The organism is Thalassospira sp. UBA848, assembly GCF_002295455.1.
In the GTDB taxonomy this organism is placed as follows: domain Bacteria; phylum Pseudomonadota; class Alphaproteobacteria; order Rhodospirillales; family Thalassospiraceae; genus Thalassospira.
This window is the reverse complement of the sequence record NZ_DBGS01000022.1, coordinates 1-16224: the sequence shown is the minus strand read 5'-3', so window position 1 is coordinate 16224 and position 16224 is coordinate 1. Positions and strand designations below refer to the sequence as shown.

The 16224-nt window shown below is 55.8% G+C and carries 13 protein-coding genes; 5 read left to right on the top strand and 8 right to left on the bottom strand.

All coding sequences use genetic code 11. From position 1 onward, the window contains the following. Window positions 1-36: 36 nt before the first annotated feature. From B2R48_RS02575 to B2R48_RS02550, 6 genes are read right to left on the bottom strand one after another with little or no spacing between them, the layout of a single operon-like run. Complete coding sequence (locus B2R48_RS02575; RefSeq protein WP_296997446.1) at window positions 37-789, bottom strand: glycosyltransferase family 2 protein; 753 nt, start codon at window positions 787-789, stop codon at window positions 37-39. After that, window positions 782-2293: a hypothetical protein gene (locus tag B2R48_RS02570; RefSeq protein WP_296997443.1), complete on the bottom strand. Its 1512-nt coding sequence runs from the start codon at window positions 2291-2293 to the stop codon at window positions 782-784. Before B2R48_RS02570 ends, B2R48_RS02575 begins: the two co-directional genes overlap by 8 nt. Next, entirely contained in the window at window positions 2278-3021 is a 744-nt protein-coding gene (locus B2R48_RS02565) for a hypothetical protein (RefSeq protein ID WP_296997440.1), read from the bottom strand. Before B2R48_RS02565 ends, B2R48_RS02570 begins: the two co-directional genes overlap by 16 nt. Continuing rightward, window positions 3018-4190 carry a hypothetical protein gene (locus tag B2R48_RS02560; protein WP_296997438.1) on the bottom strand — a complete coding sequence of 391 codons (1173 nt, stop codon included), beginning with the start codon at window positions 4188-4190 and terminating at the stop codon, window positions 3018-3020. The genes B2R48_RS02565 and B2R48_RS02560 overlap by 4 nt, the downstream gene beginning before the upstream one ends. Then, window positions 4162-5370: a glycosyltransferase family 4 protein gene (locus tag B2R48_RS02555; protein WP_296997435.1), complete on the bottom strand. Its 1209-nt coding sequence runs from the start codon at window positions 5368-5370 to the stop codon at window positions 4162-4164. The genes B2R48_RS02560 and B2R48_RS02555 overlap by 29 nt, the downstream gene beginning before the upstream one ends. After that, window positions 5361-6479: a glycosyltransferase family 4 protein gene (locus tag B2R48_RS02550; protein ID WP_296997432.1), complete on the bottom strand. Its 1119-nt coding sequence runs from the start codon at window positions 6477-6479 to the stop codon at window positions 5361-5363. Before B2R48_RS02550 ends, B2R48_RS02555 begins: the two co-directional genes overlap by 10 nt. A gap of 185 nt (window positions 6480-6664) precedes the next feature. Here B2R48_RS02550 and B2R48_RS02545 point away from each other — a divergent pair, with 185 nt between their 5' ends. After that, complete coding sequence (locus B2R48_RS02545) at window positions 6665-8131, top strand: WecB/TagA/CpsF family glycosyltransferase (RefSeq protein ID WP_296997429.1); 1467 nt, start codon at window positions 6665-6667, stop codon at window positions 8129-8131. Continuing rightward, entirely contained in the window at window positions 8128-10260 is a 2133-nt protein-coding gene (locus B2R48_RS02540) for a GumC family protein (protein ID WP_296997426.1), read from the top strand. Before B2R48_RS02545 ends, B2R48_RS02540 begins: the two co-directional genes overlap by 4 nt. A 288-nt stretch (window positions 10261-10548) precedes the next feature. Here the strand turns inward: B2R48_RS02540 and B2R48_RS02535 are convergent, their stop codons facing one another. Next, entirely contained in the window at window positions 10549-11838 is a 1290-nt protein-coding gene (locus B2R48_RS02535) for an O-antigen ligase family protein (protein WP_296997423.1), read from the bottom strand. Between the two features lie 116 nt (window positions 11839-11954). On the opposite strand from B2R48_RS02535, the gene B2R48_RS02530 reads away from it, so the two are divergent. Continuing rightward, window positions 11955-13040 carry an O-antigen ligase family protein gene (locus B2R48_RS02530; RefSeq protein ID WP_296997419.1) on the top strand — a complete coding sequence of 362 codons (1086 nt, stop codon included), beginning with the start codon at window positions 11955-11957 and terminating at the stop codon, window positions 13038-13040. Continuing rightward, a complete protein-coding gene (locus B2R48_RS02525; RefSeq protein ID WP_296997416.1) occupies window positions 13033-14388 on the top strand; it encodes a prenyltransferase/squalene oxidase repeat-containing protein in 1356 nt (451 codons plus the stop codon). Before B2R48_RS02530 ends, B2R48_RS02525 begins: the two co-directional genes overlap by 8 nt. Window positions 14389-14397: 9 nt before the next feature. Here the strand turns inward: B2R48_RS02525 and B2R48_RS02520 are convergent, their stop codons facing one another. Beyond that, window positions 14398-14826 carry a hypothetical protein gene (locus B2R48_RS02520; protein ID WP_062955578.1) on the bottom strand — a complete coding sequence of 143 codons (429 nt, stop codon included), beginning with the start codon at window positions 14824-14826 and terminating at the stop codon, window positions 14398-14400. Between the two features lie 264 nt (window positions 14827-15090). On the opposite strand from B2R48_RS02520, the gene hrpB reads away from it, so the two are divergent. Further along, the coding region (gene hrpB, locus B2R48_RS02515; RefSeq protein WP_296997411.1) for an ATP-dependent helicase HrpB at window positions 15091-16224 on the top strand (1134 nt) is incomplete at its 3' end.

Genomic DNA, 16224 nt, shown 5'->3' with positions numbered 1-16224 from the left:
GAAGCTGGACCATCGCGACAACTTTTGTTTGTTTCGTCATTTTGCCCCTTTTCCCGATAACAGCGGACAATTGCGGATGCCTGCCAATGCTTTCCAGATTGAGGAACGGACGTCCGTTCGGTAACGATCAAGAACGAGGGCCCGTGTCTGTTGATAGAGATCGTTTGGTATTCTCGTAAAATGTCGCAGAGCGGGGTCAAGCGTACGGTCGATGAGTTTTGAATTGAGGCGACATATCTTTGCCCGTTCGCGGCAACAGGCCCGCAGATAGAAATCAAGATCGATGCAGCAAGGCAGATCGCAATCATATCCCCCGACCCGGTGCCAAACGGATCGATGCATGGCAAGTGATGAGTGATGAAGTGGATTGCCCAAATACAGTCGCGCAGGATCAATAGCGTGCATGGTGTTCACATGCGGTCGCCACGGGTCGGAAAGAGCCCGGCTAAAAACAAGGCGATCATAATCCGCAGAGAGAATAGCAACCTCTTGATCAAGTCGGCCGGACAAGGAGAGGTCATCAATATCCTGGATCGCAATCAAATCGGTCGGACTGCTTTCAATTGCGAGATTGAGAGCGTTACCGCGCCCAATCGGCCCGGGATGTAACAGTTTCAGTCTTTTATCTTCTTGCCATCTTACGGGCAGTGAGACCGGTATGGCAGAGCCATCATCAACAATGACAGCGAAGTCATCGGGACCAAGAACATCACCCAGGTTATGGAAATAGCGATCCAGAAAACCATCGCCATCGCGCACGGTCGTAATGATGGTTATCGGATCACGCATCGCCGTCGCTCCAGCAAAACGTCAGTGTTGCACTTGACCTTTCCACCACGCTTATCCGTGTCGCTGGGCCAGCGGCGCTATATGCCGCTTGTGGGGTGATCTGAAGGGGGGCGTCTGCCGTTATTCTGAGCCCCAGTGCGTGACAGGTGAGAGTGTTATGATCTGTTTGAACGAGATCGACCTTGTCATCGATCAGAATGCGAAGCAGGTGAAGGTTTCGGATATCCTTTTGGGGAAACGCGTCACGGATGATGACGCAATGATCCCCAAATTCGATCCGCCGATGTCCGATACCACCGGCAAGCCCAAAGGTCAGGTCAATCGTATTTTGCGAGGTGCGCTTTGCGCGCAGCAATTGACCAAAAACCTGATCGCCGATGGCGGGCAGGGGATGTGCATCCGGGCCATAAAGGCTTGGCACATCCTGTTCACCACCGGTTGGCGGAAGGAGTACCTGAGCCAAGCTGCCGTGACCGGAAACGATGACGGGTGCGCCCGAGACATCAAAACCTTGCTTGCCAGTGAGCGTCATCTGCGCGTGAAAGTATTCTGATGAATATTGGGCAACAAAGGGCGAGCACACCGTCTTTGGGCATGGGGCGCTGTGAGAATAGACGTCTTGAAGCAGCGAGGCTTTCAGTAACCAATGCCCGGCAAAGGCAAGGTAGTCATCATGGCGGTTATAGCTATACCAGCCAGGCGTTTGGGGATTTTCCGGGCCAGGTTTATCTGGCAACGGTGTTGGGGCAAGAAGGTTGAGCGGGAGTTGCCCTGCCTTCAGCAGTCCGTCTTCCAGTCGGTAAAGTGCGGCATCTGCTTGGTCGAGATGGCCGTATTTCATCAATGCATAAACCGCACATGCAGTGCCAAAGTTTTGTCCTGCCCCACGCCCCAACAGGTTGGTAAAACCATGTGAGCCGGTGAATTTCGCAATCATATCGCCTGCGTGACCGGCAATGCATTGGTGTCGGTCGTTATCGCTCTGGCTTAGGAGTGCTGCGCAGAAGGCATGGTATTGCGCAGAAAAAGAACCGGGTCGATCAAGGAAAAGCGGTTTTCGCCAATAGCGGTGCAGGATGAAAGCGAAATGCGCACGGTTGAACATCTTTGCCAAAATGTCTGACCGGCGTTTCTGTCGATTGATCAGGCCGATCAACTGCCAATTTGCGACATCCGGGCTTTGGTTCGGGGCGTTTCGCAAAACTGTGCGAATGGTGTCCGATGACAGGTCAGGGGTATCAAGCAACGCGTACTCGATAAATTCCCCGTGGTAGGATTTGTCCTGCCTGTCGGATTTCAAGGCGGTCAGCGCGCGTTCGATATTTTTGGCATATCGCAAGTGATCAAGGCGCGTCCAAAGGTTGACGGCAAAGGCCTTGGCGTAAAAATCGGGTTGCTTGAACTGTCCGTCACTGGTTTGGCGCGACACAAGATCATCTGCAATCAGGCTGGCCAATCGCAGGCTGCGTTGGCGAAGGTCAATCTGTGTCAATGGAAGTGACATGTAACCTCCATAGACACAGATTGACCGGCATTCAGTCGGTTGAGTGGCACTGCCTGAATTTCAGGAAAGTGGCGACCCATCCGTTCGCGCAACCGCCAGAATATGGCTTTGAAGGGTTTGATGCGCCAGAGAAAAAGAGAGACTCCATTGGGTGCCGATAGCGTGAACAGTCTGTTTGCCCAGCGCAGCCAGACATGATCAACCGGGTCTGTTGGAAGCAGACGTGCATGAATGATCCAGTGATCGTCACGATCACGCAGATACAGATACGGCGCAAACCGACCTGCGCCATCTGCATTATCAAGTGAAACGGATATTGTCGCGCCATCCTGCCCGACAAGCTTGGTCTGTCGTGTGGGGAAAAGGCGATATTTATCACTGTTATGATGGGTGACAGTGTTGCCTGCGATGATACCATGCGTGATTGCATTCTTGTCAAAAACAAGCCGGATCACGGCATCTTGCAGCAAAACATCATCCAGTGCCCGAAAGCGCAAATATAGCGAGACTTTGTCGGGCGTTTTCTGACGTGTGGTGTATTCGATCTGTATTCGTCCACTGGAAAGGTGCCATACATCACCGCTTTGATATGTGTTTCTGGGGGTGTCGGTGATCGTTACAAACGCGTATCTGTCAGAGCATTCAAGCCCCCACGGACCAAAGGTAATGTCGCCATATTGACCGTGTATGAGCTGATTGTTTGTGATGGTGGTTGCGAGCTTCTTCATGCCATGACCTGACGTTTGGTTAGAACCTTCTGGCACGCAAGAAGGATCACCGACAAAACTGCCAAACGCAGTGTGATCAGGACCATGGTGTTTGACGGCGTGATTGCATCAGGGAAAACGAATGCAGATGACAGCACCAAGGCAAGACATAGCCAGCCGACCCATCTGGCATCAGGCGCTTCTTGCATGATCAACAATTGTCGGGTCAGAACTGCCAGTAGAAGTGGCCATGCCGCCCCGATTTGCAGGATATTGATCAGGTGAATTGACGGGGCATCATAAACGAGATGCGCCAATCCATCCGGCCACAAAAGCAGCAAACCGGAAACAAGGCCCATCGGTGCCAGTAGCCAAATATCGCGAAGCTTGCCTGATTGCTGTTTGGCGAAAAGAGTTGATGCAATGGCCGTATTTAGACCTGCGCAAAACAGGAAAACGCGTTGAGCGAGAAACAGCGCATCGTCGGCGATGTCGAGCAATACAAAGTCGACGTTTGGCAGAAAGCCCGCCAACAAGGTGAAGCCGACAAGACCAAATGCACTGGTTTGACTTGGAGATGACGGGCCGATCAATCTTGGTTGGGAACTGCGGTATGCGAAGAAAGCAGCCAGTAAGAGGCTTGATAACGAGATCGCCGGCGCAATGAAGTATAGCCCTAGTTGAGAGTGCGTGAGACTGGCGCAAACAGCCACTGTGATGCCCACGCCCTGACCGATAACTGCGATGATACTGATCCGGGAGAAACGGTTATGTGCAGTGATCAGCCAGTCAGGTGATAAAGCCGCAGCAATCGGTATGAGCAGTAGCGGCCAGAATTTTGCAAAAGGCAGGCTGGTTGCTGAAACGACAAAACCGGATGCGATCAATGCAATCAGAACCCGGATACCAACAATCAGCATGGCTGATCGAAGGGCGTCGTTTTGGATTAGTCTGATCAACAGCGGGCCACTGCCGGCCTGTGTTGCGGTAACGGCCAAGCCGATCAATGCGAGCAACTTGAAATAGGTGCCAAGTTCGGCCTGTGAATATGAATGACCGATCAGCACCAGGATCGCCAACCCGCCCGTTCGCGCAACCAGATTGGCCCCGATCAGCCACAGGGGATACAGCCCGGCCCTGATACCTATGATCGTCTGCCATTTATCCATGGCGCGACAAAATGGTTTCATAGGCGTGATCGACCCGCGTGCCATAGGCGTGTTCAATGTTACGAGCGATGTGATTGCGTGCCGTTTGTGCGATGTTTCGACGCATGACGGGGTGCGTGATAAGTGCTTTTGCCGCTGTAACCAGCGCGTTTTGATCCCGCGGTGGAATGATCAGGCCGCTTTGATGGTTGATCACCGGGCTTCCGGCATCAAACGTCGTGATGACAGCGCAGCCTGCTGCCATTGCCTCCATGGTGGCAAGGCTGCTGCCCTCGGTCAGGCTGGGAAAGACGAAAATATCTGCAGCCAGCAGGTGCTTGGCAACCTGATCATGCGGCAAAGGGCCAAGCCATCTCACCCCATCAGGCAAGCTTGAAAGCAAAGCTTTTGCGCAAGGTCGTAGCGCCCCGATCAACGTCAATTCCACGCGCATGCGGAACTGGTGACGGATGTTTTTCCACGCGGCCAGAAGGTGTGCTGTGCCCTTCGCAAGTGACAGGTTGCCGACATACAGAAATCGAATGACGGTGTCGTCGCGCGATGGCCGGTTCTGTCTGGACAGTGCCTGACAGTGCTGTGACAGGAATGGAACCAGGTATATCTTTTCCTCTGCAATGCCAGCGCGGTTAAGACCGTCTGCAACGGCTTCTGATGGTGCAAAAACAGCATCTGCATATCGGGCTTCTGTGCAGCGGCGTCTTGCAAGGAGGCTCGAGATTTCGCGGTATCTGAGGCCATGTGTTTCATATTCACCGGCAAGCTGATGATGACGGGTTTCTGCCAATTGACCGGTCACATCCGAAATCGTGATCATATTCCGTGCCTTGGCCCGGCGCATGGCGGGCAGACTGTAATTGCCTTGCCCATGCAAAATCCTGGCATCGGGTGGGCGCAGTGCAGCCAACATTGACAGCGGAATGTCGGAATAAAGATTATGGGCAGGCAACCGGAGCCTTTGGGCCGCTTTGCCAAGCAAATCAGGCAGCAGATGACGACCGGGAATATCCGACAGTGCCGACCCGACATTGCGTGATGCGGGCCGAACAAGTCCGGTGCCATTGTGGCGCCAGAAACTGTCCCAACGCAGAAGCCTTTTCTGGTTCGCCAAATGTTGGGCGAGAATGCTGGCCTGATCGATGCGGCTGATCAACCAGACCGATGGCCCGGACCCTGATTTGGCATGTGGCGTGATCATCCCCATTGCCGCACTTCCGTTTTGCGATTTATCGCGTCGTGAACAGCATTCCAGATGGTCTCGCCGTGATGCGCAGGATTGTTATTGGCAATCGCCTTGGCTTGTTGTTGTCGCGTGGTTTCAAGAAGTTCGGGCTTGGCAAGAAGCCGTTCGCAGGCAGAAACCCACCGTTGCGGATCGTCGACCGGCAGGATTTCGGGCGGCTGCAAAACATCAGGCGCGCAACCCGTCACCGCGCTTGTCAGGGCGACAGCACCACAGGTGATCACATCAATCACACCAACCCCGTAAGCATCATTGCGGCTTGGGAAAAGCGCGATCTTGCTGTTGGTCAGAATTGGCGGGAGGTCATCTGGCGGTAACTGGTCAAAAACGTCGGCATGGTTCTCAAGGCCTACAGATTTCAACACTTCTGTGGTTTTTGGGATATCGGTGCTGCCTGCGATTGCGATGCGCTGGGCCATGCCTGCTTTGCTCAGCTTTGCCGCGATCAAAACAAAGATATCAAAACCCTTGGACTTGGTCGTGCGGCCGCACCAGAGCAGGTCATAACACCGTTCTGACCGTGTCCGGTTGGCCGTTGCAGCGGGGATCGGAAATGACGGAGGAATTGGCGCGACCCGGATGTGTTGGGGAAGTGCTCCGTGGCTTTCAAACCAACTCGCCCCGCTCGTGCTTGCGGCGAGAAAACCATCTGCCCGTGCGATCAGGGTGCGGCGTAATCTTTGTCGAACGGGATTGGAATAGGCCGCATCCGAGCCCAACCAGCCATCAAATTGCAAAACCGTTGGAATATCGTGTGCCAGGGCCCAGTTTTGAGCCTGCCATTGGGCAATGCCAAAGCCACCCAGAATCAGAATATCGGCCGGTTTTGCCGAAAGGGCGCGCGCAACCCCGAACGGGATCGCAAGGGTTCGGTTTTCCCCAAGCGGAATTTGCAGGCCCGACAAGGTTGCGCATTCATAGCTGCCCGCAGGGCTTGCCCAATTACGTTGTGGTTCACGCCGCTGGGTGCACAGAACCCGTAAGCCGCCGCCGGCCAAATAAGCGCAGTGTTGAAGCGCGTCATAGGCCGCGGATCGGTAGGGTGGCACAAGGTTTGTCAGTAAAGTCACCCTCACCGTGGCGCTCACCTTGAGATGCTAATATTGCCGATAACTCAATCATAAGTTACCATTATCTTCAACCAATTAGCCATAACCTTAAATTGCATTGGGCATTCATAAGCCGATGACGAGAAGGCGGCTTGTTTGGTTTCGCCGGGGGGCAGGTGTGTCCGGCGAAGTGACAGGGGTGGTGCATGCGCGACGAAATTGCAGGGCAACGGGCTGCCTTTTTTGGGCTGCCACTTGATACGCGCCAAAGACACCACGTCTGCGCCGATATCCGGATGAAGCTTCGTGAAGCAACCGCCGCTAACACCCGAACCTGCTTTCGCCATCACAGCCTGAATGCGATCAAACTTCCCGCTGCCTTGCGCGATGAAAAGTTATTTGCGGCACTGTCGCGCGCGAGCTGCCTTTCGGCAGATGGCATGGGGATTCTGTGGGCAGCCCGCCTGATGGGGATCAGGGTGTCAGAGCGGGTAACCGGCATTGATCTGATGACGGATCTTTTGGCTCTGTTCGCACGTGATGGTGTGCGTGTCTTCCTTCTGGGGGCGCGTCAGGAGGTTCTTGATCAGTTGACAATATCGTTGCCTGATCGGTTTCCCGGCCTGAACATTGTCGGGACACATCACGGCTATGAGATGGATGACGACAAACTTGCCAGCAGTGTTGCTGCGTGCAAACCGGATGCGCTTTTTGTTGCCTTGCCGTCGCCGCGCAAGGAATTGTTCGTTGATCAATATGGGCCTGAAACCGGATGCCGTTTTGTCATGGGGGTTGGCGGCGCGTTTGACGTTTTGGCAGGGCAAGTTCGGCGTGCGCCGCTGATTTGCCAACGAATTGGTCTGGAATTCCTTTGGCGCATCGTTTGGCAGCCGCGCTACATGGTCCCGCGTTACGGTCGTGGTCTTGCGGCATTTTCCCGCGTTGTTTTGCCAAAAATCGCAAGCTTTCAGATCGCCCGCCTTCGCGGAGCAATACAAAGAACGGCAAGCATTTTGGCCGTAATCATGATGTTGCTGCCGGTCGCCGATTTAAGGGCGCAATCAGATATTGTGGCCAATTTTGATCCCGCGAACCGACAGGCGGCATTAAGTTGGCTTGAGAGTGAGCTTGCCAAGCTGTCAGACCCCGAAGATGTTGGCCAGATGATTGAGGTGCTTGTTGGCGCCTTGTTGATCGCAGATGGTGCGGAAGACAGCAATGCAATCGACTGGCAAGCATCCGAGGAGAGCGTCAATGCGCTTCTGAGCCTGTTTGAAGCCGTTCTTGGTGGTGGTACAAACCGGTTTCTCGCGGAAACTGTTCTTGGCGGGGTAATTTTACGTCTGATTGATCTGCATCCTGAACCCGGTCAATTCAGGCAAAACATGCGCACCAATGCACCCGGTTTGATGTCCCGTTTGTTTGAACGCCCGACGGATCGCCAACTTACTTTCACTGATACACAAGCATCCGTTTCGGCAACCTTTGACGGCGATACGACTCGGCGTGTGGGACAATCACGGCGACAGTCCGAGGCAGAGCGGACCCGAAAATATGCCCCCTTGCTTGTCATTGGGCTGCAGCTTCAGGGCAGCACAGACAACCTTTGGGAGGGTGATGATTACGAGGATCAGAGCGATCTGGCAGAGCTTGAGGATGCAAGTCCCAGATGAGCGAACGTTTTGACCCATCATTGCGCGATATGCTGGTCATCCTTTGGCAGCGACGTGGTATTGCGTTCATGGCCTTTGTCATTGTTTTGATTGGGCTTTTGACGCTGTTCGCAAACTGGCAGGGCAATTACCGCTCAGTGGCCGAAATCGGGTTTTCACAGGAATCATCTGTCGGCAAAAGCTCATCGTCAGAATCCTGGTTGGGTGATCGGCATGCTGTAACAGCCCAGGAAATTGAAACAGCGATTGCCGAAATCAAGGGGCAGGAAACACTTTTGGCAGCATTGTCGGTGCTGCGTGGGGAGGGTGTTAAGCTTGGCAACGCGTCTGAAGGCGGGTCACTTTTCAAGCAGCTTGGTATCCTTAACCCAGGGCAGGATGATATCGCGCCAGACGACCATGCTGAAGCGGATCGTCTGAATGATTTGCGCCGGGGGCTGGAAGCATCACGGGTCGGAAACGCAGCCGTTATTGAAGTTTCTTTTCGTGCGAAGCATCCCGAAATAGCGCAACAGGCCTTGCAGGCGATTGTCGAGACCTATCTTTGGCAACGCGAAGATCGCCAGAAAAGTGCGGTTCGGCAGCAACTTGCGGAGGCCGTTTCGCAGTTCGATGCCGCGCAAACTGAACTGGCGGCACTGGAAAGCGATCTGGCCGTTTTGCAAAACAGTGCGGGTATTCTTGACGCTGATGAAAGTGCGCGGATGCTTGATCGCATCTATGCGCTTGATGAACAGGCTGAAAAACTTGGTCAGGAGGTTGTTGGCCTGAGACTTGCGCGTGACAGCCGCAATAACGCAGCGACGCTTGATGATCTTCTGGCAATTCCCGATATCGCAGGCCATCCGGTTGTGCGGCAAGTCTCAGCACAGCTTGATGCAAAAAAGCAGGAGTTTGTGTCGCTTGATCAGCGCTATGGCCCCAAGCATCCCATGATGCAGGGCAAGCAGCGTGAGATTGGGGATCTGCGTAGTGAACTTGGCGATGCGGCAGGTAAAGTTGCCAGTCAAATGGATATTGAACTTGCCGGGGCCGAAGAAAAGCTTCGCTTGATTACCGATCAACGTGATCAATGGGAAGAACGGATGGCTGTACGCAATAAAAGCGTTCAGGGGCAGGCGGCGTTGAGTCGGTCAGTCGCTCTGGCGCGTGCGAACGTTCAGGAGATTGGGCAACAGGTTCAATCGCTTCGGCGCGAAATGGCGGCTTTTCATGGCGATGCTGCGATCCTGCATGCGCCAACCTTGCCCGCAGCAACCGAATTCCCGGCTAAACGTGACCTTGCCCTGTTGGCCATCATGATGGCGTTGTTTGCAGCTGTGGTTGCGGCATTGCTGCATCACTATTTCGATCAGCGCATTGATGATGCATTTGATCCCCAAGCGATAGTTGGCATCCCGCTTTTTGCGCGTATCCCCGATCAATCCGGCCTGGGGAATGCAACCACCGCACATGAGGAAGCGACTGGTCATCTGGCGGTTCTGATGCGGATTATGTCTCAGGGACGGGATGGGGAAACGCAAAGCAACCCGAACGGACAAGTGATCGCCCTTGGTTCAGCGGTGTCTGGCGATGGCAAAAGCCACATTGCGCATGCATTGGCTGAAAAGCTGTCGGGCTTGGGGGCTTCGGTGATTGTCCTTGATGCGGATTTGCATGATCCGGCACCGCCAAAGCGGACCGATCATGACAGCAAAAACGACGCCGATTTGACTGACGTCATGTCAGGGCTTGTTGATCCGGATGAGGTCATTTTCGGGCCGGGGCATGAAGACAGGTATCAATATCTTGGTGCGCGGATGCCGGTGCCGGGCAATATCGCCACGGGCATGATAGACGGGCAATTGCCGCATTTGATCAAGCGCCTGCGCAACCGGTTCGATCATGTGATTGTTGATACACCACCGATCCTCTCGGTGGCGGACGGCGTGATTGCGCTGGGGCTCGCCGATGTCAGACTGTTTACGCTGCGTTGCGGGCACAGCAAGCGCCGCGATATCACCCATGCCCTGTCACAATTGCGTGCAGCCGGTATCGTACCCGACGGGGTGGTTTTGAATAGCGCCCAAGCCCGTCCTGCCTATGGCAAAGCCGAACCGGCGATGGCGACGAAAGGGCAACTGACATGAAGTGGTGCCTGTTTGCGATAGCGCTTCTTTTGCTTGGCGCTGGCGGGGCGGCGCTGGTTTCAGAGGGCAGGGCGCTATCACAGCTTAAAGACAAGCGGGCGGGATTTGCCAATGGAAACGGTTTTGCTGCGGCGCGTGACGCACAGAACCTGCTGAAAGCTGTAATGGCGAATGATGCTTTGCAGCTTGGCGAAGTTGTTGATCAGCGACTGACGGAAAGGCCGTTCGATCCGCTTTTTTGGGGCCTGAAGGCCGAAATGCTTGCGAAGCGTGATCTGTTGGTGGGGGCTAGCCTGCTTGATCAGGCACAGGCGATTGCGCCGCGCGACCCAAGGGTGCGGACTTTGCGCGACGGGTTGCAAATGTGGCTTCAAGACGCGTCATTGCCATCATCACAACCGGCAGAATAAGGGCTGGCATGACCATGACCCAGTCGCCAACGCTGCCAAGCAATCCCATGCCCAAAAGCGCGATCAGAAGTGCGCGTGTGTCGCGGTGCTTGCCGTTGGCAATAGCCGCCACAAAAGCAATAGCGATTGCGGCCAACAGGATCAGCGTGGTCGGGATGCCAAACACCAGACTGCTGTCGAGCCAGAGATTATGGCTGCTAAACCAGTTGGCATTCGCATTCAGATCCGGGGTGGCGAAATGAGCAATGACAACAGCAATGCCATCTGCCCCCCATCCGGTGATTGGTCGTTCCGAAATTGCTTGCAGAGCAGTCATCCAGAGATCATCGCGCTGGATCAGGTCGGTGCGCGACAGGTCAATGAACCGGGCCCAAAGCTCTGGCGAGGCAATGGCAACAACGCCAAGGATTGCGATGCAGCCCAAGGCGGTCAGAAGCAGTCGTTTGAGACGGTTGGTGATTTCACTTGGCGTCAAAATAACAAACAGGGCACTGCCCATAATCGCCATGGCAAAGCCCAGCCGCGAATGGCTTTGCGTAAGGGCTGTGGCAAAAACCATCGCCAGTGCCAGCCATCCACCTGCCTGATCAAGGCGCTTGCCCGTGCTCGATGCAGCGGTTTGATGATAGAGAAAGAGGGAGGCAACGATGCCAAATGCCATCAAAGTGCCAAAGGCATTGCGGTTGGCAAAGCTTCCGGTCCAGTCGCCAAGATGGACTTGTTTGGCAAACCAGAATGTGGTCTGCCATCCCAACAGCTCGGCACTTGTTGCCAGCACGACCTGAAGGGCGCAGGCGACCACAAGAGTGCGGGCGACAATGACCGTCAAGTGGGACTGCATCCGCGCAACCAGTGTAGTCAGCGTCAGCACACCGCCCAGCCAGATCAAATAGAACGCCATGTTCAACCAGCCATTGGGGACAAGTGCTATGCGCGGTGCATTAAACGGATAGGCCTGCAGGGGCCAGACGCCCACGCTTTGCAGGGCCGACCAACCAATCAGCCCACCGATCCCCAGCCAGAGATAGAGCACATGTTTGCTGATCTGTACCGGACCGGCGCGCAGACAGATTGCGACGATGCCAATGCCGGTCAGGATCGCCAGAATGGCAAGCGCCCATGGCCGCAGACCGCCCAGCAAAAGCGGGGCAAGAATGATCTGCGCCATCAGACAAGTTTGCGAAAGCCTGAGCATCAAGGTCAGCCAATCTGCGTTGAAATCCAAACCGTTAGCCTAGCCGAATTTTCGCATCCTGTCGCGCCGCTTACGAGAGGCAACCGGCCATGAAGGGAAGCGTTTCTTTGGCGACGATTGCCGACCGGCAAAATCGCGATGCGCGCCATAACCCAGCAACTTTGCCTTTATGGCTTGTGCTGCTGGGTAATTTGCTGATGGGGGTCTCGCTCTGGCTGATAGGTGCCGGTGGAATGGCCGCAAAGCTTATTCTGCTTGGTTTCTGGATTGCGCTGCTGTGTCGGTTCGCGCGCCAAGTCCGGGTTGGGGGCGGTTTGCTGACTGGGGGGCTGATCCTTGCTGCGTTAACGGGCCTGATCGCGATGGGGAATGGTGCGAGTTTGGAAAAGCTGCGTCTGATCGGCAACCTTTTGATGCTGCCGGTCGGGCTTCTGGTCGGGCGTATGGTGGGTCGTGACAGCCTTGGGCTTATGATCCCGGTTCTTGTGCTTTACCTGCTGCTGTCAAGTTCCTTTCAGATGACGCATGAGGGATTGCGTCTTAATCAGCCGTTCTTGTTTTTGGGCTTGTTTGCCTTGTGCTCGGTTGCCCGATGGCGGGGGCACCAGTTGCTTTCAGCGGCGGCTGGCGTGGCGGTTTTGCTGAGCCAGACCCGGATTGCGGTGTTGGCGATGTTGGTCAATCTGATTGGGATGATCCGGTTCTCGCGCGCGATGACATGGCTTGTCGGTGTCATCGTGCTTGCGGGTGTTAGCTGGATCGCCGTGTCTCATTTACCGCGCCTGTTTCTTACCCATGGCAGTGGCCGCCTGGCGTTCTGGCAGGATTTCTGGGGGCTGTGGCAAGGTGGCTCCGTCGGGCAAAGATGGTTGGGTTTCGGTGCGGGTGCGGTCGAGGAGACCCTGTCAGGTTATCAATCCTTTGCATCGTTTGGGGCCCTACATAACGATCATTTCCGCATGCTGTTTGAAACCGGCATTCTGGGGGCGGGGCTTTGGCTTTTCGGATGGGGTGTGATGCTGTGGTCGGTGCGTCATGCGCGCCTTGCGGTTTGTATTTTGTTTTCGGCAATGCTGACGATGGTGACGGACAATACGTTGAATTACGGGCATTATCTGATCTGTTGCGGAATTGCTGCCGGCATTGCCGCCCGTGCGGGGTGTGACCATGGATAGGGATCGTCTGATCGATATCCGTGATCGGGTCCTTGCCCGTATGGTCGCTGATGGCTTTGCCGGGGCCGATCCGTTTGACGGGCTTGAAAGTGCTGTGTTTCGGGCAAGTGGACTTGGCCGGTTCCGACTGGCGCGGTTGGCCTGGTTGCAGACGATCAAACGTGGCCAGGCTGGTTTGCGCAAGGTTGTTCGCATTCCCCCCATGGTCAATCCCAAGACCCTGGCCTTGCTGGGTGGGGCCGCGCAGGGCGTGGTGCTTTGTGACGTTCGCGGTCGCCTGTTGGAACTGCAAAACCCGGATGGCGGATGGGGATATCCATTTGAATGGCAGGCGCGGGCGTTTTACGCCACGCGCCATCAAAGCAATGCCATTGTGACAAGCTTTGTCGTTGATGCGTTACTTCAAAGCGGGATGCAGAAGGATCACCCGGCGTTGGTTCATGCGGCAGGATTTGTTGAAGGCAAGCTCTGGCGGGACGGCTATTTCGCCTATTTCGATCACAGTAACGTTGAAATACATAATGCCAGTCTGTGGGCCGCCTTCGTGCTGTATCGGATGATCGGACCGAATGACAAAACGACGCAGGCTGTGGAGCGCATTATCGCCGCACAAAAGGCCGATGGCAGCTGGGCCTATGGCACGCGGTCCCATCACCGGTTCGTCGACGGGTTTCACACGGGTTATGTTCTTGATCTTCTTGACCGCTTGCGGGCGTCAGGGATGGACGGGCTGAACAGGCTGGACAAAGCCATTGCATGTGGGTGGCAATTCTATCGCGCAGCGTTCTTCGATAAAGATGACCTGCCACGAAGTGACGCCGGGCGGGATGGCTACCTTGATGCCCATGCAGTTGCACAGGCGATGGCAAGTCTTTGCCGGTTCGGGGACCGCGACGGAGCGATCCGGGTGTCAGAATGGGCCGCAGAAAATCTTTTTGATCCGGGCCGTGATCTGTTCTTTGCCGGGATCAAGAAAGACGGCAGGCCAGATCGGCGCAATTACATGCGCTGGACGCAGGCATGGATGGTCTGGGCGCTGTCAATCGTGATAGAAAACACGGGCCCGAACCTGTCGAACCTGCAAGATCAAACCATGTCGAATTTTGACCCGACCGTGCCCATCAGTTTTGCCCATCCCGACCCTGACCGGGCGGAGAAGGAGGCGGCCTTGCGCACCCTGCCTGAACCGGCATTTCGCGCGCTATACGATATCACGCGTGCGGCGGCATCGCGGGCCAAGGCTGAGGGCGCGATGGAAGCGCTTTATGGCCTGACGCGCGGGATGAAGACCCTGCAGCGCATCGCGGCGGAGCAGGGCATCATCCTTGGTAACAGGCGCGGGGCCTGATCATTGCGCCTAGCGTTGGCGCAGCTCGTCGACGGTCAGTTGCCCATCGCCGTTCTCATCAAGATAGTTGAACATCCGGTTATGGACGGCCTGGAACTCTTCAAGTTGCAGTTGGCCATCGCCATTGGTGTCCATCATGACGATCATCATTTCCGGGCCATGCATTTTGCCCATCATGCCCCCCATCATCATGCCACCGTTCATCATTCCGGGACCCATGGTACCGTTGCGGAGGCCCATCATGTTACCGGCGCCATATCCCATGCCCATACCTTGGCCTTGACCCATCATCATGCCGGGACCTTGCATCGTACCTTGGCCTTGCATCATGCCCTGGCCGGTCTGGTTCATCATTTGCGTGCCTTGCTGCGCTTGGGCGACGCCAAGAGCACCAGCAAGCATCAGGCCGATTGCGGTGATTGCGAGAAATCTTTTCATGGTTAGTCTCCTGCTCCTAAGGGGTGAGACCATTGTGCGCAGATCGCCCTTCATGTGTTATCAAGCCGAAGCCGGGAAACTGCCCCAATTAACAAGGCCACTGTATCATGATCGGGGTGGCGCGCATTGAGCCGCATCAATCCGATACTGGTTTCCCGACAAGATCCGGCGCAATTTTCATTGCCCCGGACAAGCGCACAGGGATATTGCTAGGCAATGCCCGCAAACAGGCATCTGCCGTGCCAAGCTGAGTATTGAAAACATATGAGTTCCCGATTTCCCGCCCTGCCAATTGATGCCGTCCTGCCAGAGCTCGTCTCTGCGCTTGATCTGGGCACCAATGCCGTTTTGCAGGCGCCACCGGGTGCTGGCAAGACGACCAAGGTGCCGCTGGCGTTGCTTGATTGCGCGTGGCGCGGGGATCAGAAGATCATCATGTTGGAGCCCCGTCGTCTGGCCGCGCGTGCCAGTGCGCGGCGCATGGCGCAGTTACTCGGCGAGGCGGTTGGCGGGCGCGTGGGCTATCGCGTTCGGTTCGACAGCAAGATTTCCAAGGACACCAGGATCGAGGTCGTGACCGAGGGCATTCTGGTTCGCATGATTCAGGATGACCCCGAACTTTCAGGCGTTGCCGCCGTCCTGTTTGATGAATTTCACGAACGCTCATTGGATGCCGATCTTGGCTTGGCCCTTGCCCTTGAAACGCAGGGGGCGCTTCGTGATGATCTGCGCCTTGTGGTCATGTCGGCCACCCTTGATGGCGAACCGATTGCGCGCCTGATGGGCGATTGCCCGGTGATCACATCCGAAGGCCGCGCCTATCCGGTTGAAACGAAATACTTGGTCCCCAAGCCCGATAAATGGGGCAATACCCGCATTGACGCCGAAATGACCGGCGCGATCAAAACCGCCCTTCGCGAAGAAAGCGGATCGATCCTGGCCTTCCTGCCGGGGCAGGGCGAAATCACCCGGGTTGAAAGTGCGCTTAAGGATGCGGTGGGAAGTGATGTCATCATCGCCCCGCTTTATGGCGCGATGGATGCCAAGGCGCAGGATGTCGCGATCCAGCCCGCTCCGGACGGCAAGCGCAAGGTCGTTCTGGCCACCGCGATTGCCGAAACGTCGCTGACCATTGACGGCATCCGGGTGGTGATTGATAGCGGCCTGCAACGCCTGCCAAGGTTTGATCCGGCATCGGGCATGACGCGGCTGGTCACGGTGAAGTCATCGCAAGCCAGTGCCGAGCAACGTCGTGGCCGCGCCGGGCGACTGGAACCGGGCGTGTGTTATCGCCTGTGGCCGGAAAACGAACATCGTGCGCGCGCCCCCTTTACCGCGCCCGAAATTGCAGAGGCCGATTTGGCACCGCTGACGCTGGAGCTGGCGCGCTGGGGTGTT

Coding starts and splice junctions, on each gene's coding strand:
- B2R48_RS02545 (WP_296997429.1), top strand. CDS start 6,665: ATGCGCGACGAAATTGCAGGGCAACGGGCTGCCTTTTTTGGGCTGCCA.
- B2R48_RS02535 (WP_296997423.1), bottom strand. CDS start 11,838: ATGGCGCAGATCATTCTTGCCCCGCTTTTGCTGGGCGGTCTGCGGCCA.
- B2R48_RS02530 (WP_296997419.1), top strand. CDS start 11,955: ATGAAGGGAAGCGTTTCTTTGGCGACGATTGCCGACCGGCAAAATCGC.
- B2R48_RS02525 (WP_296997416.1), top strand. CDS start 13,033: ATGGATAGGGATCGTCTGATCGATATCCGTGATCGGGTCCTTGCCCGT.
- B2R48_RS02555 (WP_296997435.1), bottom strand. CDS start 5,370: ATGGGGATGATCACGCCACATGCCAAATCAGGGTCCGGGCCATCGGTC.
- B2R48_RS02560 (WP_296997438.1), bottom strand. CDS start 4,190: ATGAAACCATTTTGTCGCGCCATGGATAAATGGCAGACGATCATAGGT.
- B2R48_RS02570 (WP_296997443.1), bottom strand. CDS start 2,293: ATGTCACTTCCATTGACACAGATTGACCTTCGCCAACGCAGCCTGCGA.
- B2R48_RS02520 (WP_062955578.1), bottom strand. CDS start 14,826: ATGAAAAGATTTCTCGCAATCACCGCAATCGGCCTGATGCTTGCTGGT.
- B2R48_RS02575 (WP_296997446.1), bottom strand. CDS start 789: ATGCGTGATCCGATAACCATCATTACGACCGTGCGCGATGGCGATGGT.
- B2R48_RS02565 (WP_296997440.1), bottom strand. CDS start 3,021: ATGAAGAAGCTCGCAACCACCATCACAAACAATCAGCTCATACACGGT.
- B2R48_RS02540 (WP_296997426.1), top strand. CDS start 8,128: ATGAGCGAACGTTTTGACCCATCATTGCGCGATATGCTGGTCATCCTT.